General features: G+C 52.6%; 15 protein-coding genes and 1 pseudogene. 9 read left to right on the forward strand and 7 right to left on the reverse strand.

Annotated elements, in window-relative coordinates:
• From Q427_RS31780 to Q427_RS00015, 3 genes and pseudogenes are all read left to right on the forward strand, one after another.
• Nucleotides 1-438: pseudogene (locus Q427_RS31780) on the forward strand (hypothetical protein); the annotation flags it as partial.
• 165 nt (nucleotides 439-603) lie between these two features.
• Complete coding sequence (locus tag Q427_RS31785; RefSeq protein WP_043510031.1) at nucleotides 604-831, forward strand: hypothetical protein; 228 nt, start codon at nucleotides 604-606, stop codon at nucleotides 829-831.
• Nucleotides 828-2,240, forward strand: a complete 1,413-nt coding sequence (locus Q427_RS00015) for a patatin-like phospholipase family protein (protein ID WP_043510037.1) — start codon at nucleotides 828-830, stop codon at nucleotides 2,238-2,240. Before Q427_RS31785 ends, Q427_RS00015 begins: the two co-directional genes overlap by 4 nt.
• 31 nt (nucleotides 2,241-2,271) lie before the next feature.
• On the opposite strand, the gene Q427_RS00020 is transcribed toward Q427_RS00015, so the two are convergent.
• The 3 genes from Q427_RS00020 to Q427_RS00030 all read right to left on the reverse strand — a co-directional run bounded on the left by Q427_RS00020 (nucleotide 2,272) and on the right by Q427_RS00030 (nucleotide 4,611).
• Nucleotides 2,272-3,672 (reverse strand): esterase/lipase family protein, encoded by a 1,401-nt coding sequence (locus Q427_RS00020; protein ID WP_051495989.1) that lies wholly within the window; start codon nucleotides 3,670-3,672, stop codon nucleotides 2,272-2,274.
• 92 nt (nucleotides 3,673-3,764) lie between these two features.
• On the reverse strand, nucleotides 3,765-3,998 hold the full coding sequence (locus Q427_RS31790) for a hypothetical protein (protein ID WP_043510044.1): 234 nt from the start codon (nucleotides 3,996-3,998) through the stop codon (nucleotides 3,765-3,767).
• A complete protein-coding gene (locus Q427_RS00030; RefSeq protein ID WP_043510046.1) occupies nucleotides 3,973-4,611 on the reverse strand; it encodes a hypothetical protein in 639 nt (212 codons plus the stop codon). The genes Q427_RS31790 and Q427_RS00030 overlap by 26 nt, the downstream gene beginning before the upstream one ends.
• A 439-nt stretch (nucleotides 4,612-5,050) precedes the next feature.
• Between Q427_RS00030 and Q427_RS00035 the strand changes: the two genes are divergently transcribed.
• From Q427_RS00035 to Q427_RS00055, 6 genes are all read left to right on the forward strand, one after another.
• Entirely contained in the window at nucleotides 5,051-6,013 is a 963-nt protein-coding gene (locus Q427_RS00035; protein ID WP_043510047.1) for an IS1595 family transposase, read from the forward strand.
• A 131-nt stretch (nucleotides 6,014-6,144) separates the two neighbouring features.
• Nucleotides 6,145-7,254 carry a DNA sulfur modification protein DndB gene (dndB, locus tag Q427_RS00040; RefSeq protein ID WP_197030423.1) on the forward strand — a complete coding sequence of 370 codons (1,110 nt, stop codon included), beginning with the start codon at nucleotides 6,145-6,147 and terminating at the stop codon, nucleotides 7,252-7,254.
• Nucleotides 7,251-8,063 (forward strand): DNA phosphorothioation system sulfurtransferase DndC, encoded by an 813-nt coding sequence (gene dndC / locus Q427_RS32925; RefSeq protein ID WP_231613277.1) that lies wholly within the window; start codon nucleotides 7,251-7,253, stop codon nucleotides 8,061-8,063. The genes dndB and dndC overlap by 4 nt, the downstream gene beginning before the upstream one ends.
• 47 nt (nucleotides 8,064-8,110) lie before the next feature.
• Entirely contained in the window at nucleotides 8,111-8,848 is a 738-nt protein-coding gene (locus Q427_RS32930) for a hypothetical protein (protein WP_231613278.1), read from the forward strand.
• A 4-nt stretch (nucleotides 8,849-8,852) separates the two neighbouring features.
• The gene (gene dndD / locus Q427_RS00050) at nucleotides 8,853-10,832 is read left to right on the forward strand and encodes a DNA sulfur modification protein DndD (RefSeq protein WP_043510049.1); all 1,980 of its coding nucleotides are present in this window, start codon (nucleotides 8,853-8,855) and stop codon (nucleotides 10,830-10,832) included.
• Nucleotides 10,832-11,134, forward strand: a complete 303-nt coding sequence (locus tag Q427_RS00055; protein ID WP_051495990.1) for a DndE family protein — start codon at nucleotides 10,832-10,834, stop codon at nucleotides 11,132-11,134. The genes dndD and Q427_RS00055 overlap by 1 nt, the downstream gene beginning before the upstream one ends.
• Before the next feature lie 101 nt (nucleotides 11,135-11,235).
• Here the strand turns inward: Q427_RS00055 and dptH are convergent, their stop codons facing one another.
• From dptH to dnaJ, 4 genes are all read right to left on the reverse strand, one after another.
• Nucleotides 11,236-16,377 (reverse strand): DNA phosphorothioation-dependent restriction protein DptH, encoded by a 5,142-nt coding sequence (gene dptH / locus Q427_RS00060; RefSeq protein ID WP_043510062.1) that lies wholly within the window; start codon nucleotides 16,375-16,377, stop codon nucleotides 11,236-11,238.
• Nucleotides 16,358-17,701: a DNA phosphorothioation-dependent restriction protein DptG gene (gene dptG, locus Q427_RS00065; RefSeq protein ID WP_043510051.1), complete on the reverse strand. Its 1,344-nt coding sequence runs from the start codon at nucleotides 17,699-17,701 to the stop codon at nucleotides 16,358-16,360. The genes dptH and dptG overlap by 20 nt, the downstream gene beginning before the upstream one ends.
• Entirely contained in the window at nucleotides 17,698-19,290 is a 1,593-nt protein-coding gene (dptF, locus tag Q427_RS00070; RefSeq protein WP_043510053.1) for a DNA phosphorothioation-dependent restriction protein DptF, read from the reverse strand. The genes dptG and dptF overlap by 4 nt, the downstream gene beginning before the upstream one ends.
• A 310-nt stretch (nucleotides 19,291-19,600) precedes the next feature.
• The coding region (dnaJ, locus tag Q427_RS00075; protein ID WP_043510055.1) for a molecular chaperone DnaJ at nucleotides 19,601-20,758 on the reverse strand (1,158 nt) is incomplete at its 5' end.

Raw genomic sequence — 20,758 nt, forward strand, 5'->3', positions numbered from 1 at the left:
ATCCCCCGGGCGGAGGTCGGCACCGACCCCCACCGCCTCGAGATGTGGACCGCCGAGGCCGCCGAGCGCTACAACGCCTACGCCGAGGCGTACCCCTGGGACTTCAACGCCTTCGTCAAGACCGACGGCTATGTGGCCAAGCCGTTGACCGGCATCTGGCTGCGCGCCCCCTACCTGCACAACGGCTCGGTACCCACCCTGGAAGACCTGCTCCAGCCTGCCGATCAGCGCCCCGAGCGCTTCTACCGCGGCTATGACGTCTACCATCCCGAGCGAATGGGTTTCATCCATGAGGGCGAGGCCGCCGAACGCCACGGCTTCCTGTATGACACCGCCGAGCCGGGCAACAGCAACCAGGGACATGAGGGAGCCGCGTTCGGCACCCAGCTCGACGAAGAGGACAAGGCGGCATTAATCGAATACCTGAAGACGCTCTAGGCTTTGCCCGAAAACTGGCTGCGCTCGGTCATACGGCGTTAAAAATAGGCTCAAGTACTCATTTACAGCTTGTAAACTCCGTCTTTTCGCCGATTTTTGCCTTGTCTGACCTTCGCTCGCCGAGTTTTCAGAAAAGCCTACTTCCGCCATCACCGGGAGGCAATCATGGCCGAATATCTGAAGGTGATCTTTCCCCAGCGCCGCGAGGTCTGGCTCGACGGCGAGCCCGCCGCCTGGACCCAGTCGGTCTGCCAGGTCGATGCCGGCTGGTATACGGTGTCGCTGGCCCCGCCGCAGGACTTCGCACCCGAGTGCCAGCGAGTCGAGGTCATCGACACCCTGCCCTCGGCGCCGCTGATCGTCGAATTCACCCTCAAGGAGCCGGACCCGTGAGCCCCCTCGCAAGGCTGTCGCTCGGTCTGCTCCTGTCGCTGACGGCACTGGCCGGCTGCGCCTCCTTCCCCGAGGCGGAGCCCCTCGAGCGTGTCGATACCAGCAGCGGCTACCGCTACGCCAACCTCGCGGGGGCGGACAACAGCGAGGAGCTGTTCGTGATCGTCAGCTTTTCCGGCGGGGGCACGCGGGCCGCCGCGCTCGCCTACGGGGTGCTGGAGAAGCTGCGGGACAGCTGGGTCGAGATGGACGGGGAGTCGCGAAACCTGCTGGATGAGGTGGACGTCATCTCGTCGGTGTCCGGCGGCAGCTTCACCGCGGCCTACTACGGGCTGCACCGTGACGACATCTTCGAGGAGGGGGGCCGGTTTCAGCGCGAGTTTCTCTACCGTGACGTCGAATCGGACCTGAAGCGCCGGCTGCTCAGCCCCTACAACTGGGCGAGGCTGGCCTCGCCCACCTTCGGGCGCATCGAGCTCGCCGAGGAGGTCTATCAGGAACGGCTCTTCGATCAGGCCAGCTTCGCCGACCTGGCAGATAACGGGCGCAAGCCCTTCCTGCTGATCAATGCCACCGACATGGACAAGGGGTCCCAGTTCACCTTCGTACAGTCCCAGCTGGACCCGATGTGCGTCGATCTCGACAGCATCCCGCTTTCACGCGCCGTGGCGGCCTCGTCGAACTTTCCCATCGCCTTCACGCCGCTGACGCTCAACAGCTATCCCGGACGCTGCGGCTATGAGGAACCGCCCTGGGTGGCCAACGCCCTGCAGGGCCTGGAGACCAACCCCCGCCGCTACTATCGTGCCAGCAACTGGCAGCGCTACCAGGAGCCCGAGCGCGACTACGTGCACCTGCTCGACGGCGGTGTCTCCGACAATATCGGCCTGCGCCCCGCCCTCGATGCCCTGCGTGCCCCCACCCTGCAAGAGGTGGAGTGGAGCGTGCTGAACAAGATGAACCGGGAGATCGTCGACAAGCTGGTGGTGATCGTGGTGGACGCCAAGCCGGAACGTCTGGCGGCAAACTTCGATACCTCCCCCCGCTCCCCCGGCCCGAAACAGGTGATCAACACCATTGCCACCACGCCGCTGGTCAACTACTCCTTCGATACGGTCGAGCTGCTCAGAGATACCCTGCGCGACCGCGCAGACGCCCAGCGTCTCTCCCGGGAGGCCGGCAACGGCCTGCACCAGATCGATCTCTACTACATCTACGTGGGCTTCGACCGGCTGGAAGACGACGCCGAACGGGAGCGCTTCCAGCGCATCCCCACCGGCTTCAGCCTGCCCGCGGAGGAGGTGGATGCGCTGCGCCGCATCGGCGCCCGGCTGCTGGAGCAATCGCCCTGCTTCCAGCAGCTGGTAGGCCAGCACGAGGGCTCGGATGGGCGCCTCTGCAGCCATTGAGGCCCCGAGACAGCGCCAGCGCCGGTCAGCCCTACTGCTCGTTCAATCGGAACACGTTGTCGGCCTGGGAACGGTGCAGACAGATCTCGATCAGAAGGGTGCGATGGGGCTGGAACAGTGCCCTCAGCTGGTCGACGTCCAGGCAGAGGTCCTCGATATCCTCGTCGGCCAGGGTGCGGAACCCCACCGGGGTGTAACGGGCAGTGCGCTCATCCTCGTCCAGCATCGGCTCGGCTGTGATCGACATGCCCAGCCGGGTGTCGGCACGAGCAACGGCGTCACACAGTCGCGTCGTGTCGATGTAGAGGCTGCGCAGCGAGGTGTCGGCCTGGTAGTTATGCACCTTGCGAATCGCCGACTCGTGGATGGTACGCGCCAGTGCGCCACCGTCTGGACGGTTGGGATCATAGAACTCGATCAGGTAGTCCTCCACCGGTACGTCGAACTGGTCGCGCACTCGCACCACGGTGTTCTGGAAGCCGGCCTTGCCGCGCCTGTCCCCCGGCTGGCGGGTCAGCTGCTGGTTGGCCGCTTCGCACTCGTCGCAGAAAGCGTCGAAATCAGTGTCTTCGATGGTCAGGGCACGCTCGATCAGCGCCAGGGTCTCCTGCTGGCCACGGCTCAGTCGACTTTCGGCGGCGCTGAGCTTGATCGCCGAGTGATCCAGCCCGTCGAGGATGCGAAAGGCGCAGCGTCCGCTGGACGACCGGTAGTCGACCACTTCGGGTACGGTGACTCGGCCGGCGTCGCGCTCCTTTTCGCGAAAGGCAATTTTCATGTGGCCGCAGTTGAGATTGGCCGTGGCGAGTCGCACGGTGCCGTCGCCGCCCTCCTCGTTGGCCAGCGAGCGGATGCCGCCGTAGCCGGTATTACCGCACAGCACGGTGCACAGGATCCGCCCGGGGGCGTACATGCTCTCGCCCTCGGCGAAACGATCCTGCATGGCCAACGCCCAGCTGAAGGGACTGGCCAACTCCAGGCCGCGCAGGATATTGGCCCCGGTCTCCAACACCGCCTGCCCCGCCTGACGGCTGAAGAAACCATTGGTGATACGCCCCAGCATCGACCGGCCCATGTGCGCCAGCGGCGAGCCGAAGTTGGCCGGCGCGAGCATCACCAGATGCTTGACCGGGACCTTATCGGGGCTGAAGTGACGCACCAGCCAGTCGCGGATCACCAGGCCACCCGTGGAGTGCACGACAAGGTCAACGCTGGCCACATCCCGGGGCAGCCCCCGCGCTGTCCAGGCGCGATCCAGGGCCGCCTGCAGGTCATCGAAGCGCAGGGCGTCATCCTTGGAGAGGTAATCGCCGATGGCGATGCGCTGAATGCGCTCGGGACCCAACCGCTTGCGCAGGTGCCCGACCAGCCTCTCGAAGGAGCTGCCCTCGTCGTTCCAGCCATGCAGCAGTACCAGGGGACGATGACTCATGACACGGCCTCACGTTTGTTATTATTGCGGTGCTCGCATTATCTCAAGGGTAGCCGCTTATCCGCAGAACGGCCGCGGCGTGATCCGGCGACTCACTCACCGCGCGGGTCGCCGGGCAGGTAGTGGCCGGTGACCAGGCGATAGGCATTCGAGGTGCGATCCCCGGGGATCCCATCGACCTTCAGGAAAATGCCCGGGAAGCTGGTCAACCAGCGCTGCAGCCGCTGAGCCTTCTCGGTCTCCGCATCGCGGCGGCTGCGTCGCATGCGGTGGCGCGACACCAGGGGGCGCTGGCTGTCCTTATCGCCGGCTGGCTCGGCCGCCACCTGCGCATAGAGCGTCGCCGTCCGGCTGGTCGGCCAGGTCCGTCTCACCGCGCTCGACCAGTCGCCGCAGCATCACCGCCGCACCGCACTGGCGGGAGACGGCGGTGTCGGACCAGCGGCCATCGGCCACGTAGCGGCCACTGGTGTAATGCGTCGAGAAGCTCCACAGGTAAGGCGAAAGCACGTGAGAGTGGTACATGCGGTAGCCCCAGCCGTTGTACCGCTCCAGCTGATAGAGGGTGCCGGCCAGGCTCCAGTCGGTATCGCCGTCCAGACGCTTCAGCGCCATGGCATCGGCGGCGCTCACTTCCCAATCGAAAGGCGGGGAACCGCGTTTCGGCCGGCCCGCGGGCACCTGGACGGTGCGCGCGGTGAGCGGATCGCCGTTGTGCAGGTGGCTGCTGAAGCTGCACCCCGATTCCATGCTGTGCACCAGCGCCACGAAATGCCAGGGCACCCCGCGGCGCTCGGTCACGGTCTGGTAGCGATCACGATGGGAGAGCAGCCGATCGACGCTGCGCTCCACCTCGGCCTCGCGCTTGGGAAGGATGTCGCAACTCTCGAACAGCTGCTCGTACTCACGGCGCAGGGGGTCGGTCAGCCGAATCGACATGGAAACCTCCTGTCAATTGAAGGCGGACCTGAACCAGATGAAGGTCCCCCTGTACCCTTATACGACTGGCTTCAGCCTTCTGTCGCGCTCCTCACGGGTCGGAATCGAGTGGCGGTCGATATCGCCCAGCCACCCTATGTGCCCGAATTCAGTGCGACCTTCTCGGATCGAGGTATTGATCACGGTCACCACAAAGTGATGGTAGAACAGGATTATTAGTCACGCCGTTTCCAGATGGTTCCAGCGCATGTCCCTACCTCGCCTTGCTGTTCTTGTCACCAACCCACCCATGCCTAACTTCCATTAGCACTTGCCTGTTGCCTGTCACCGGCATTGTCGCGAATACTGTACATACCAGGCTATGTTGGTATCTGTTGTTGGCGTGCTTTAAAAATACTGTATAAACTACTGTATATCCAGTTTGCCTCTGGAGCACGCCATGAAACAAGCAGACCTCAAAGCCCTTGAGCAGACCCTGGCAAGCCTCCCTGTTGATCTCAAGAAATACCTGGCATATCAGATCCTTGGGCAAATCAGCTCACAAGCGAATACTCTGCTCGACACCGCAAGATCTCACCTTTCATGCCCGCACTGTGGCGCTGAGCACCCTACCAAGTGGGGACGCAGCGGTGGCCTGCAGCGGTATCGCTGTCCGAATCCTGATTGTCACAAGACGTTCAATGCCCTCACAGGCACGCCTTTGGCCAAATTGCAGCACCGCGACAAGTGGTTCGACTACCTGCGCTGCATGCGAGATAGTCTGACGTTGCGCGTCTCTGCGGCCCGAGTGGGCATCGATTTGAAGACGGCCTTCCGCTGGCGACATCGCTTCCTGAAAACGAGCGCTCAAGATAACGCCAATCCATTATCCGGCATCATCGAGGTAGACGAAACGTTCTTCCTGGAGTCCTGCAAAGGAAAGCGCCAGATCACTCACCGCAAAACTCGAAAGCGCGGCGGGCAAGGCAATTTGAAGAAAAAAGAGCAAAAGATTCAGGTGCTTATTGCGCGCGACCGTAACGGGAAGATCAGCGACTTAGTGGATCCGGCGCTCCAGAAATCTACTGTCCATGAATTTCTGTCACCGATTATCGATCGCGACTCGATTTTATGTTCTGACGGGCACAGTTGGTATAAAACCTTCTCTGCTGACCATGGCATTGCTCATCATCGCCTGATCACACTCGATAATCAGCGAGTGATCGGCAAGGAATACCACATTCAGAACGTCAACAGTTATATCAGCCGATTGAAGGGCTGGATGGGGCGCTTTCATGGGGTGGGGACAGCGTACTTGCCGAATTACCTGGCATGGCGGCGGTTGTTTGAAACGGCGAAGCCAGCCGAGGAGTCGTGGCTACGCGCGGCGATAGGCGCCGACCAACAACAGATACCAACATAGCCATGCACATACAGACTACTGATTAGCAACGACTTCATGCCTGCAGGGCTGAAAACCTGTAAAAAATAGTTTTCCAGTCGGCAGCATAAACGTTAAAATAAACGTACCTTTACGTCTTAAGTAACGTACTCATGGCACAGATGGCAAGAGTAAAAACTCAGCAAACCCATGATTTCCCAGCTTTGCGAGGGATTCAGGGAGGGCGTGCATGCTACACCATCATGTGCCCGCTGCGCCTCATTCCAAAGCTGTTCCACTATGACGATTCTGGCCTACCGCCGGAAGAGCGAGCGCAACGTGCTGTCAACCCTGGACGCATACCTGAGATAACCGATTACCTGACGCAAAATTCCGATAACTATATCTTGCCTGCCATCACAGCCTCGCTAGACCAGGAGGCAGAATTTGTGCCCACCGGGGAGGAGCTGGTGCCATTAGTCGGCATGCTCCGCATCCCTCAAGAAGCCCGGCTTCTCATTAATGATGGCCAGCATCGGCGCGCCGCTATTGAGCGGGCTGTTACCAAGAAGCGTGAGCTAGGCCACGACAGCATTCCTGTTTTGCTGTTCATCGACGAAGGGTTGAAGCGCAGCCAGCAGATGTTTGCTGACCTGAACCGCCACGCGATCCGTCCCAGCACCTCGCTTAACACATTTTTTGACAAGCGCGATTCCGCCTCAACCCTGGCCCGCTGCGTGATGCAGGAAGTGCCTTGCTTCCGAGAGCTTACCGAGGTCGAGAAGAGCTCCCTGCCGTTGAAATCTAGGAAACTGTTCACACTGAGCGCAATCAAGAACGCCAACTGGCGCTTTCTGGAGAAGCGTAAGCGCGACATGGCCAGCGGCCCCGAACATACTCAATGCATCGCCTTCTGGCTGGGGGTATGCCAAGTCATGCCTGACTGGCAGCATGCCCTGGATAATACCAGCCTACCTATGCGGTTACGCCAAGGCAGCATTCATGCCCATGGCGTTTTTCTACAAGCACTAGCCGTTTCTTGCGCATCGTTGAGGTATGAGGCGCCGGACTATGATCCCGACTGGTATGCCAATCGACTGCAGCCCCTGGCAGATGAGAATTGGCAACGCTCGAATCCCGAATGGGAAGGACGCTGCCTGCAAAATGGCCGTATTTCCAAATCCCACACCTCTGTTGAGCTACTCGCCAGCTACCTCAAACAGCGTTTAGGCATCCCGCTCAGCGATGGCCAGCGCCAACTCGAGGACATGTTTTTAACATGAGCACCGCCACGCTTTTTGCCACTCAGGACGAAATGGTTGCCGCGCAGAGCTTTGCCGGGCGGCCCCTCCCTGACCTGCTCTCCGAACTACAAACCCTATACCTGGAAGACGAGCGCCCCTGGGTGATCGGCTTCAGCGGCGGCAAAGATTCGACCGTCGTCTTATCGCTGATCTATACGGCTATCGAGAAGCTGCCTGCTCACGAGCGACACAAGCACGTTTACGTCGTCAGCTCCGATACGCTGGTTGAGACACCGGTAGTGGTCGATATGATTTCCTCGACCCTGGAGCACATCAATCTAAGAGCAAAAGAGCAGGGCCTCCCGTTCACCGCCCACCAGGTAGTTCCGAAGGCAAATGAAACCTTCTGGGTTAACCTCCTTGGTAAAGGGTATCCCGCACCGACGCAAAGTTTCCGCTGGTGTACCGAGCGGATGAAAATTGACCCGGTAAGCAGCTTCATCCTGGATAAAGTGACCCGTCACGGCGAGGTGGTCGTGGTTCTAGGCGCCCGTAGCCAGGAAAGCGCTTCACGGGCCCAGGTTATTGCCAAACACAAGGTGGACGGATCGCTTCTATCCAAGCACTCGTCCCTGCCCGGTGCCTATACCTACATGCCCATCGAAGACTGGACCTTCGATGAAGTGTGGATGTACCTCTTGGGCGCACCTGCGCATGGGGCGGAACGCATCACCAGTTGTTCGAGCTATACAAGGACTCAAGTGCGGGCGAGTGCCCGGTTGTCATCGACACCAAGACACCCTCCTGCGGGAATTCCCGCTTCGGCTGCTGGACCTGTACCGTGGTAACAAAAGACCGTGCCATGGAGGGGTTGATTGAGTCGGGGGAGGTCTGGATGAAGCGACTCAAATCCTTCCGCGACCTGCTGTATCGAACGACAAAGCCTCACAACAAAGCCAAGTACCGGAACCATAAGCGCCGTACCGGCAAGGTGCAGTACGCACGTGGCCAAATCGACGATGACACCACCATCGAGAAGAAGGTAATTCCAGGCCCATATTGGATATCATACCGCCAGGCTTGGCTCAAAAAACTGCTTGAGATCCAGAAGAATCTCAACGACGGCGGCAACCCCATACGCCTGATCCATGAGGACGAGCTGAAGCATATCCGCCTTGAGTGGCTCAACGACCCCAATGAGCCGGATGCATTGGATACGCTGCCCGCCATCTATGCCAGCGTTTATGGCTATAAGCTTGAGTGGATGCAGGACTCAGCGGGGGTGCTGTCGCAACAGGATGCGGTCGCCTTGAGAGAGGCTTGCCAGGAGCATGGCACTCCCATTGAGCTTGCCATCAAGCTCTTGCAGCTGGAGCAATCTCTGGATGGCTCAGCAAACGCCACGGGGTCTTCAAGAGAATCGACACCCTTCTCAACCAAGACTGGGGAGAGCTCGACACACTGCACACCAAGAAACAGGATGCCAGTATGGCATTGGAGGGGATGCAAGCGGCCAAGGGGAAAATGCAAGACATATTCCAGGAAAACACCAGCTACCAAGGAAAAACTCGCAACGCCAAGAGCGTCTATGACGAGCTGCTGGCTGGGTTGGAAATCCAGTACGAGGAACTGAGCAAATGATCCTGAACACGCTGAAACTGGGCAATTTCAGGGTCTTTCGAGGTGACCATGAGATCGATCTTACACCAGAAGGCCCAAGCGGCCAAAAACCAATTATCCTATTTGGCGGCCTGAACGGTGCTGGCAAGACATCCATCCTGACAGCCGTTCGGCTTACTCTTTATGGACGCCGCATTCTAGGCGCCAAGGTCTCCAGTGAGGAGTATTTCCAATACTTGGCGGACTGCATACACAAGCCCAGTGGAGCTGAGCGTGCACCGAATAGTGCCTACGTACGCCTGATGTTCAGTGATAGCCGCGGTGGACAACAGCACGATTACGATGTCGTACGCAGCTGGTTCCGTGATACCAGCGGTGCGGTTACAGAAAACCTCCAGATTACACGTGATGAAGAGGTGCTATCCAACCTCTCTCATGAGCAAAACCAGAGTTTCCTGAATGATCTGATCCCCCTGGGGATTGCCGACCTTTTCTTCTTCGATGGAGAGAAAATTGCAGAGCTGGCGGAATCCAAGGGCAATGCAGCGCTAGCTGATGCCATCCAACGACTGCTAGGGCTAGACCTTGTTAATAAGCTGCGTGCAGACCTCGGCGTCTACATCCGCAACCATTCGAAAGGCAGACTACCCGAGGCGATTCGCCAAGAGGCCGAATCGCTAGAGGCTGAGTATGAGCGGCGATACGCAGCCTACCAACATGAGCTCGAGAGTAAAGAAAAACTAGAGGATCAACTGCATAACCTGAGGGCCGATATCGCTCGCCTGGAGCAGAAGATAGAAGCCCATGGCGGCGCCTGGTACGAAAATCAGGCAGCTGAAAAGGAGCGGATGGAGCGCCTGCTGGCTGAACAGGAAATCATCAGAAGTCAGATACGTTCACTAAAAGGTTCTCTCTATCCCTTGGCACTGGCACCCACAGCACTAGGGACATTGCTAGCTCAGCTCGATGCCGAGAGCAGCTTTCGCACGCAGCTAGTCACTCATCAAGCCGCGAAACGCCAAGCTAAAGCACTGCGTAACGAGCTGGCAGGCGCACTGCAAGGTAAAGAAGGGCTACTTGATCAAGCTATTGAAAAGGCCTTTGGCAAGAACTTGAAGCCGCCCAAGAAGGTGGAGATGGTGCATGACATTTCGGATAGGGAGATTGAAAATCTGCGTCACCAGATCACCGTAGAAGCACCAAAGCAGAAGAAGGAGGTCGACGAGCTTGAGAAGCAGCTCGAGAACCTTCGGCACAAGATCAGTGAGTGCGCCACAAATCTGGAGCGCGCTCCAGACGAGCAGCGAATCAAACCACTCTATGAACAGCTGACTGAAGCACAGATTAAGCAAGGCCGCCTTAATAGCCAAATTGAAGAAAAGCGTGAAAACTCTAAGCGTGAGCTACGCGCTGCTATGGACTGTATTCGCAAACTGCGAAAGCTTGAAGCCGAGCACCAGCACCAATCTGATAATGTTCATGCTATCGAAATGGCCAAATCAGCCCGAGAGATGTTAGCCAGTTACTCCAATCAAGCAAAGATCAGCAAAATTCACGAGCTTGAATATCATTTTGGTGAGTCTTTCAAGCGATTGACACGCAAGTGGCATAATAGCCTTATCCCGAAAATTGATCCAAATACATTTGGAGTGCAATTAGCGTATAGCGATGGAAGAATCATAGAACGCGAGCAACTATCGGCTGGCGAGAAACAGATATACGCAACAGCAATGTTGGAAGCACTAGGACAAGCCTCAGGACGCCGACTACCTATCATCATTGACACACCGCTCGGTCGCCTGGACTCAAAGCATAGAGCAAGGGTAACTGAAAACTATTTTCCCAATGCAAGCCACCAAGTGGTTTTGCTTTCAACAGATACAGAAATACGAATTAACGAAGTTGCTAAAGCTTTTAAAGATGCCATCTCTAAAACTTATTCACTCAATTTTTCCAATAACTCTGGCGAAACTATTTTGGTGAAAGGATACTTCTAATGCTGCCTAGTCGATTTTCTTTAACGAAAAGCATGGAAGAAAAACTAAAGCGCGAAAAGCAACGCACAGGTGTGCCACCTAACATACTTGCAAGGGAACTTTTTTTCAGGTCTATAGAGCAAGGGCCGATCACGGAGACAACGCAAGAATTCATTAGTGGCCATATGATGCTAGAAAAATCGACATGGTTAGGAGAGCTAGAGGAAGTCACTGAAGCAGTTCTAATAAATCTATATGGAAAACAAGAAAAGAGCGAAGCCGCAAAAAAATGGGCACTTCATGTGGAGCGTGCCGTTATGTGACCTCCGGGGTACCCAGTGTCAAACTGAGTGCCCCTCCATAGCTTCACCATAGACTGTTCAGTGCCGGAGGGGCAACCTCATTGATTATTAAAATCTAGAGATTAAAGATTTCCGATTAGCTCCCAAAATGCCAAATCCTTAGTTTTAATGACTTTTTTGCTGCCCGTTACATACAAACTGTTATGCTTAGACATTTTTCTTATACTATTGACAATGGCCTCTTCGTCTTGTTTCGAGCTGACATTAAAAATTGATCTTACATCTTTGCTACTAGCACCTGGAACTTGATGAACAACCCATGAAAGTATCAAGTTAGAATAATCATTTTCAGCCGTTCTAAAATGAGTCAACTCTTGCGTTGACAGAATAGAGCCCACCCCAAACTCTCGACCTTCCTTTAAAATTTTCTTCAGACTTTCAAAGTCTTGCGACATGAAATTATCTGCCTCATCCACTAAAATCATTTTGGATATTTGGCGATATTTACCGTTAATTCGAGAGCTACCTTTCTGGTGCATCTGCGTATAGAACAGATCTAAAGTTAAAGCAACTACTAAATTCTGTATCTGCGTATCATAGCCAGATAGATTAATGACTGTCACACCCTCCAGCATATCGTAGAGTGATAGTGTCTCAGATGTATTTGACTCAAAGATTTCAAAGCTCATCAGATCGTCTAGCGCTGCGTGGAGAGAATCATGCTCCACTTTTTCTTGTTCCTGATAGAGCCCCCATACATCGCATAAGGTCGGAGCCGGCCTCGTCCAGGTCACCCTATCTTGCGGATAAATACCTGCACGCTCATATGCATCCATCACTAACGTGCGAATTTTATTTTGTTGCTTGTTCCCGAGACCAAAAGCCTTTGCAAGCGTGCTTCTGAACAAATTCGCTGTGTGTACGGGCTGCATCGGTCGGTCACCAAATATGGCGAACGGATTAAAAGGAAGGCGGTGGAGATCTAGAACTTTCGCGTTAGTAGCCTGGACAAAATCTTCTTTTACATAATCCGCCTTATAGTCAAAGATCAGAATACCAATGGGTAATCCATCAACGTTCTGGTGCTGATTTCGGTACAACTGGGTAATTACTGACTTGGTAAACTGAGTTTTTCCAGTCCCCATGGTGCCGATAATACCAGTGTTCGTATTGAAGAGCTTATCAGTATTCGTTGGCTCCCAGTAGACCGACTCACCAGTTTGCACGTCGGTGCCAAACTGGACCTTAAGAGGACCCGGCTCAACTTTTAACGAATCCTCTTCACCTGATGAGGCGCCGTCGTTAGCTGGAGCTAGCGGCTCTACCTCCTCTACCTCCTCTACCTCCTCTACCTCCTCTACCTCCTCTACCTTGGAAACTGATTCTACCTCCTCACTCTTCTCTTGCGATTCCTTAGAGACACACTCTCCATCAGCATCTTCGAATTGCTCAAAAGATGAAAGGAAAAATGCATCTGGTACGTGGAGAATTCTTTTATCTTTAATTTTCTTTTTTAGCTCTCGATAGGGAGTGCGAACAAGCTGTTCAAGGATGCCCATAGGAATCTCTGCTTCAAGCACCTCTTCCCGTATTTCGTAATTTTCCTCAAAACAACTCTCAGCATTGATGTGTGCGACAACCATCGCTTTTGGATAGTTGCGAAGCTGGCCAATCGCATAATTTCCTTCAAGCCATTCCTCTCTCCTTTCGAGGAAGAATCCGAAGTGCTCTTTTTCAAAAACCTCATAAAGCTCGTACTTTTCTATCTGGAGAAGAACTTGCCTGACAAACAGAGCCCTGTATAGCCGTGCCTCCATGGTGTTCGGTCCCAACAAATCTTCTTCCATGTATCTTTTCAGCTCAACCGCCTGCTTCCGAGCCTTGGTAAAGTCTGGACGGGAGCCTGCTTTTACCTCAACAGGTAGGAGATAGAGGTGGTTATCTTTGAATCCAGCAAAGATGATGTCGTCAGAGATAACGCCTTTTCGAATCTCTCGGTTGTAACGTGAGAAGTCACTATCAGACATCGCTAGTCCAATATTGCCAGCCACACGGATCATTTCTGCAACGGAGAGCGGAACCCAGGTGATATCCGACTGATCTAGCAACACACTCACGATCTTGTATGCGCCTATTATCCCCTGTTTGGCAATTTTTTCGGTAAGGGGGTCCGTGATTAATTTGAGGAGCCACTCACCATTAAAGGCGTTAAATTCCCGAATAAGATCGACACCAGAACTTCCTAGTATATTCTTATACAGATCCACCTGCTTAGTTACGGTGATCGCATCATACCCAGAGGAACTAGTGTACTGATCGGAATAGTGGATGAGTATCACACCCTTGGTCGTCTCGAAAAACTCCAAGGTCACCTTTGGATCGATAATAGTTGTCCATATTGAACTATCGTATGAACGCTGCAGCAGAGATCTGAAGTCCTCGCTGACAGCTAAGCTGATAGCTGAATGATCATGGTAGCGGTCATTTTTCGACTGCGCAGGACGAGAAAGTGAGCCAACAAGCTTAGCGAGCTTCAGGTGTGGCTTGTTCTCGTAGACGACTCCTTTTAGCCCAAAAGCGGTGAAGAACCGACCGTTCTCACTTCGAGATGACTCACCGTTTAACAAGCCGCCACAGGCCACGCCTGACAGATGTTCGTCTATGTTATTGTCTACGGCTTCAACTTTTTGATCATTCTTAAAAAAACAAAGATGAGCATAGGCCTGGTTATCAGCCGCATCGTGCCGGAACTTACTGTAGGTAAAACGAGTCCTTAAAAGATCAATAATGGTGTCTGCATTCCGACGCGCAGCGCCTTTATCTAATCGATAATTCTTCTTAATGTCGTCATACAGCCCCATCTCGGCAAAAACATCAAACTCTGTTTCTATGAGCTCCTCATCATAAAGATTAACGTGAATATAGCACCCCTTTTCCAAATTATCCTGGTAATAAGAAACAATACCTCGGAACAATTCATAATTTTCAGCATTGTTCACCGAGTTGATGAGCAGGGGGGCATCTTCTACATGCTGAAAGAGTTTTGTGAAGGTAGCCGTGAACTCTTCGATCTTGTGTTTAACAAGAGTGGTAACGAAATCGAAACTCGTGTCTTGATGGGGCACCACCTCGAGCCAAAAGGGGTTCTGCTTAACAGACTGTGTGTAACTATACCTGTGCACCGGATCATAAAGATGAGGTATCAATCCACGAGGGGTTAAACGGTTTTTCGTGACCTCAGGAAGCTGTTTAAAGCTTCGAGCGTCTCCATCAAATTTTATCTCATCAATCAAATTAATATAGTAAGCGATTACCAACGGATGGAATGGTGTAAGGAACCTTCGCCCTTCAATTGTGGCAAAACCTACACGCATGACCAAACGGTTCACGGTGCTGAGGGTTTGCCCTTTCGGAATGGACTCAAGATATTGAATACACGCGAAAACAAAATCCCTGGCAATATCGACTAGCTCAGGCCCCCAGCTTGCAAGCGAAGGGAGTGTCTTCCTCTGCTGAAAGTAGGCAATCAGCGCTTGATACTTAGTATAAAGTACCTTATCAGCAAGCTGCAAATTCGAAGCTGAGATTCCATTGCTATGATTCTGATCCCATTCGATTAATTCATCTGACACGAATGAAGCTTCGGCCAATAGTAACTGTTTCCTCAGGAACAGTGGTTCAGATTCCTGATTGTCTATGACAACTGTTTCTTTAGCCCGTCGATAAATACCGTTGTAGTTATCGTCATTGAAAAGTCTCGCGAACCGGTCCGGATCAAGCATCAAGGGTAAGCGGACACTCTCCTTGCTTGCTTCTCCTTCAACTAGTACGGTTAGTTCCGTCTCGCCGTTCGTTAGGATGAAACTTACCTCGTCGGACTCCTCATACAGTTGCTGAAAATCTACTCTCCCGTATTCCGTGGTAGATATCGCTTTTCCACTGTCATCAAGGGTCAGGCATTCCGTTAGCTTCGGATTGATTTCCAGCACATGCTGCTCGGCCTGTAGGACGAGAGCCCTTCGGATTCGGTCAATTAGAAACTGGTTTTCAAAGGAAGCCAGGTGAAATGCTCCCTCACGGAGGACCATACAATGAAAGCTATACTTCTCGCTCGAAGAGTCGCGATTTAAGCGCAGTGTAAAAAACAGTGGATCTACTCCGCATGCACCAGATACCGTATAAACCGACTTTTTGCCTCGGCCATAGAACTCAATAGCGACACGATCTGAAATTTTTTTAGGCTGCGGCTCTAGCTCATGCTTCTCTAGCCTTTGTCCTACGAATTTTATCTTAAACTCAAATCTTTCTTGGCCTTCAGGCATCACAATAATTAGGTGTTTATCTCGCAGTCCTGCTGCAGTCTCTTTTTTATTACGAACTTGAACTACACAATCTTTTTCCTCTAGCCCCTCAAAATCAAGCGAAAGCTTTTTCTGCTGATCCTCTTCAGCCTTGAAATCGCCATAATTTAATGTGCTCCATGGCTCTTCTGGATTTTCGCCAAAGTGTTTTTGGATAAACTTAGAGCCGAATTTCGTCAGCCGCTCTTCAAGATCGTTAGGATAGTGTTCGACAGCAAACTCAATCTCTGACCGTAACTGTCGATTGACCTCAAGACGACGTTCGACCTGCTTTTCATTAGTATTGCTAAGCACAATGGGGTCATTAAATAGGCCCAACTCCTCGAAACAAAGAACTCCGTCAAGCATCGAGTCGTGTAGGTGCCTGAATCCGAAAACACTGGAATCTTCTTCTGTGATTACACGAACCTGATGTTCGAGTAGGCAACGTGAAGCGACCTGATTGCTAAGCCCCTCTGAAATCAACCCTTCAAGCTGTTGCTTGATAGATTTCGGGGACCATACAGCGTCTCCTCGCGCGAGATCAAGAGCACTGTTTATTAGTGTGTCCAATAGGCTATTGTGAATGATCAGTAGTGCACATTTTTCAAAAGGTGAGTCTTGTGCTGCGACAGCGTCTCGCAGGTTGGAAATATAGTTTTCAGTATAACAAGCGTTCTGTATATTATGCTGCTCTAAGTGGCCCACAACCAAGAGGCGGAAGCCATCGATATCAATGTAGGATAGCTCCTGATCACGGACCGAGAGCACGCCGTCCCGGCTTGATAAAAGTTCTGAAACCAGCGCAACCGTATTTTCTGGATCTGGCGACTTGAACTGATATCGGTCTCCTTTTGATATCTTCCCTTGCAGCCATTTTTTCAGATTCTTTACGAGAAAGGCTTCAAAGTGTCTTTCTGACATATACTGCATCCCCGCTATCACTCATTCTTTCAACATTCCCGATGCGCTCGAGAAACTTTATAATCGCTTGCTCAGATTGGCGATCAAACCAAATACCTCGCTTCCGAAATTCGGCTAATAGTTCCTGAAATTGTATTTTCTCTCGAGCACCAACTGCCAAATTAGCAAGTAGAAGCAAATAGTCCTGAGAGATCACTAAGACTCGTCCTGAACGGCCTCTCGCCTGAATGAAGTGTTGCGCAATTTCATTCTCAAACGCATTCACAAACTTGCTATTAACCGTGAACTGACTAGTTCCCCGTCTACTGAAGATCTCCTTGGCAGTTCCCGTTAAGACACGGATCATGGAAACAATGTCACTTGGATATTCTCCATGCTTTGGAAGACTTCGCTTATCCCGATATTTCTCGCAGAAGATCTCCATTGACCTTTGAACATTGCCACGCTCCACCTCACTGAGACTCTCAATATAGCTTAAAAACTGCCACAATGGATACTTAACTGCTTTCTTATTCTGAGGTTGATTCAGATACTCCAACATTGATAAAACAGGAAACAAATCAGCAACCTTATCTTTCAGCCATAGAAAGGCTTTTCTTACATCTTTGCGCTCCAAACTTGCCTTTTCAGTATCTAGTATAAAATAAAGAGGCTTGCTTTTTGGCTCAGATTCCCATTCATTAATATTTAATGCCAATTGGGCACTATACAAAAAAACATATAGACCAAAGAACGAACGAATGTTGTCAAGCAGATAGTTAGGATGCCCGGATAGGAACTGAAGATCCTCAACAAATAACCCGGAAAGGAAGGGAAGATAGGGAGACTCCAGTGATACTGGCCGGTATGCTTCCAAATCATCCTGAAGCTCTGATATCAACTCTAACTCTAGGAAGTTGACTTCACTACTTAGCTTGGAAAATGTCCTACCACTTTCTGCAACGAAGTTTTTAAACAACTGGGACACATGCTTATTGGTCGATCCATCAGCAACAGACTCTTTAAATAGAAGAAATTCTGGCGACACCTTATAAAGACCAGGAACTTCACCACTGAAATACATTTCATGAATGAGACCATCCATGGAATTATCAGTTAGTTTATTTGCTAGTCGCGAAATGACTTCGCCCTTATATGATTCCAGACTATGGCCTTTTTTAATTTTTTGTCCAAGAGCTGCAGAGAGAACACTACCAGCTATAGCTTCAAAATCGTATTCTGCAGCGTTAGATCTCTGCTGCCGAAAGGGCAGAAAACTATTAACAAGGTTTCGTTCCTGTATTTCTTGATCAGCAAGCTTAGCCAAGTTTTCAGAGATACTCATTCATCACCTCCAACCACAAACTCCCCGTCATCCGGCTCATTGGTAAGCGAAATTTGTCGATAATCGGTTGTGAAAAATAACTTCTTCGCTCGAACAGCAACCCTGGTCACCTCATCCACGACTTCTTCCAAAATAACAATGGTATTCTTGTCATGCTTATTAGGCCGATAACCATTATTAATCTTTGTTACCAGTTCAAGGAAATTCACATTGACGTGAAACGTCCTCAAAGGAACATCCGAAACCTTTAAGCAAATAGGAAATTCGTAAATATTTTTTACTGCCTCGCCTTCGATCCTTTTGAAATCTGGCCGAATATCTGCTTGGGCAGAGATGACAACACCGTTTCGCTTGCACAAATACATGTGTTTTCGCTTTATCAATGAAGGAGACAGGCGGTTCCCAAAGCGCATTAAAGCTGATATCAATTCATCATTATAAAACTTTCGAAGTAATTGTCTTTTTTCTGCACCGTTGTCAAAGGCTGCATGTAATCGCCATACATCAATATATCGGCCATATAAAGGGCGCTGAAGATCCTCGACATATTCCTGGTGGTAATTATTGCCGATCTTGAGATCTTGGAGTACATAGAATAGTCGCAACCAGCCAGCAGCGTCTAACCCTTTTATATTGAATGCACTGAAAACTTCTTCCTGGAATTCAGTAAATCTCTGCTCCTTCACTCCTAAGGAATGCTGGATGAGAAACTGGTCAAGCTTTTGCGACCGGATTGAGCAAGGGTCAAAATGACTAATAATGTCACAGAGTTCATTGTGACCACATGCAAATAAGTTTTCGAAAAGGTTTTGCGGACCACAGATTAAGTGGTGAACAAAATCCAGCAGCGCCCGTGCAGATAAAAATTGATCAAAACGCAACCGTGAAGAAAGCAAAAGCTGTACTATTCGCTCCCTTACCACTTCCTGCTGGAGGAGTCTATAATTGATGCTCAGTAAGCCGGACGACTCCTCTCTTTCATCCAAATAGGCACGGTAAAGAGGGTTTTTTTCAGAGGGATAAACTATCCTCTCTAGCAGCTTGCTGATAAATGCCGACCCGGCAGAGCCATCCTCAAGACTAAATTTCGGATAATCCTCGAAATTCAAAAAAATGAATGGAGAGCTGAAAATTCCTGCGCTGGTAAACTCCTCAATCGCTGACCTTATATCTTGATGGCGTTCCGACCCAGTTGCCGCATAGTTGAATAGCATCCCCACGTTTATGCCTATTACTAGCGGCTTATCGGAATATTTATATTTATCGAAAAGTTGGTCCAGTGTTTCAATAGCACTCTGATCCGGTCTAAAACTATGAGTTGCATCAAGGTGGAAAAAAAAATCCTCTGAATAATCCTTATAATACCGCTTTAGAATCTCTGATTTTCCATCACCGCTAGAACCACAAAGGAAAACAACCGAAGTAGAGCCTCGACATGAATCTAGGGTTTTTTTGAAATCTTTTTCTATTTCAGTTTCCACATACAGATATTGTTTTAGCTCCTCTTCTTCACTTTCTCCTTGCCCAAGAGTACTTACTGCTTGAGCCGATGATCTCGCTAGGCTATCCAGCAACCGTTTGAACTTCACGCTTCTTATCCTTAATCAATGGGGAAAAAAGCTCACTACCTTAGCTTAATGCATAGCCAAAATGTACTTCGAGACTAGCACAGCAGGTAATTGCAGGGAAACCTCTCCCAGGACATGAAGTTCCATCTTCCAAAGCTGCACAGTCTAGAATTGATCAGGTAACCTATTGCCTCACCAGCCCCCTTGGCTCCACGCCAAGGCGGCCCTAACTTGATACATGGATCACCTCCAACGCTGAAATCTGGACACAAAGGCCCCCGGCATCTGGCGATGCCGGGGGCCCTTTCGTTTCCGGGGAGAGCCGGAAGCGTTACGGCTTCATATCCTCGAAGAACCGCTTCACGCCGTCGAAGAAGCCGCTCTTCTTGGGCGAGTGGTGGGCGCTGTTGGTGCCTCCCAGGCTCTCCTGGAGCTGGCGCAGCAGTTCCTTCTGCTCTTCGTTGAGGTTGACCGGGGTCTCGACCACCACCTTGCACAGCAGGTCGCCCGGGGGGCCGCCGCGCACCGGCTTGACGCCCTTGCCGCGCAGGCGGAACAGCCGCCCGGTCTGGGTCTCGGGGGGGATTTTGAGCTTGACCCGGCCGTCCAGCGTCGGCACTTCCAGCTCACCGCCCAGGGCGGCATCGATGAAGTTGATCGGCACCTCGCAGTGCAGGTGCTTGCCGTCGCGCTGGAAGATATGGTGCGGCTTGATCGCCACCTGGACGTAGAGATCGCCGGGCGGCCCGCCGTTAATGCCGGACTCGCCCTCGCCGTTGAGACGAATGCGATCGCCGGTATCGACGCCTGCGGGAATCTTCACCGACAGGGTGCGGGTCTCGCGCACCCGGCCCTCGCCGTGGCACTTGTGGCAGGGCACCTTGATGTGCACGCCGTTACCGTGACAGGTGGGACAGGTCTGCTGCACGGCGAAGAAGCCCTGCTGCATGCGCACCTGGCCATGACCGTTACAGGTGGGGCAAGTCTCCTTGCTGGAACCCGGCTCGGCACCCTGGCCGTCGCAGCGGTCGCACTCGATGTGGCGCGGCACGCGGATATCGACGGTGGTGCCGGAAACCGCGCTCTCCAGGTCGAGCTCCAGGTTGTAGCGCAGGTCGCTGCCCCGCTGCGGCGCATGGGGGCTGCGCCGGCCGCCGCCACCGCCGAAGATATCGCCGAAGACGTCGCCGAAGATGTCGCTGAAGCCACCGGCCCCGGCACCACCACCGAAGCCGCCGCCACCGAAGCCGCCGGCCTGGCCGTCGACACCGGCATGGCCGAACTGGTCATAGGCGGCACGCTTCTCGCTGTCGCTCAGGATCTCGTAGGCTTCAGAGACCTCCCGAAAACGCTCGGCCGAGCTTTCGTCATCCGGGTTGCGGTCCGGATGGTATTTCTGTGCCAGGCGTCGGTAGGCCTTCTTGATCTCTTTCGTGTCGGCCCCGCGCTCGACGCCGAGCAGCACTTCGTAATAATCGCGTTTGGACAT

Source organism: Halomonas sp. BC04 (genome assembly GCF_000568385.1).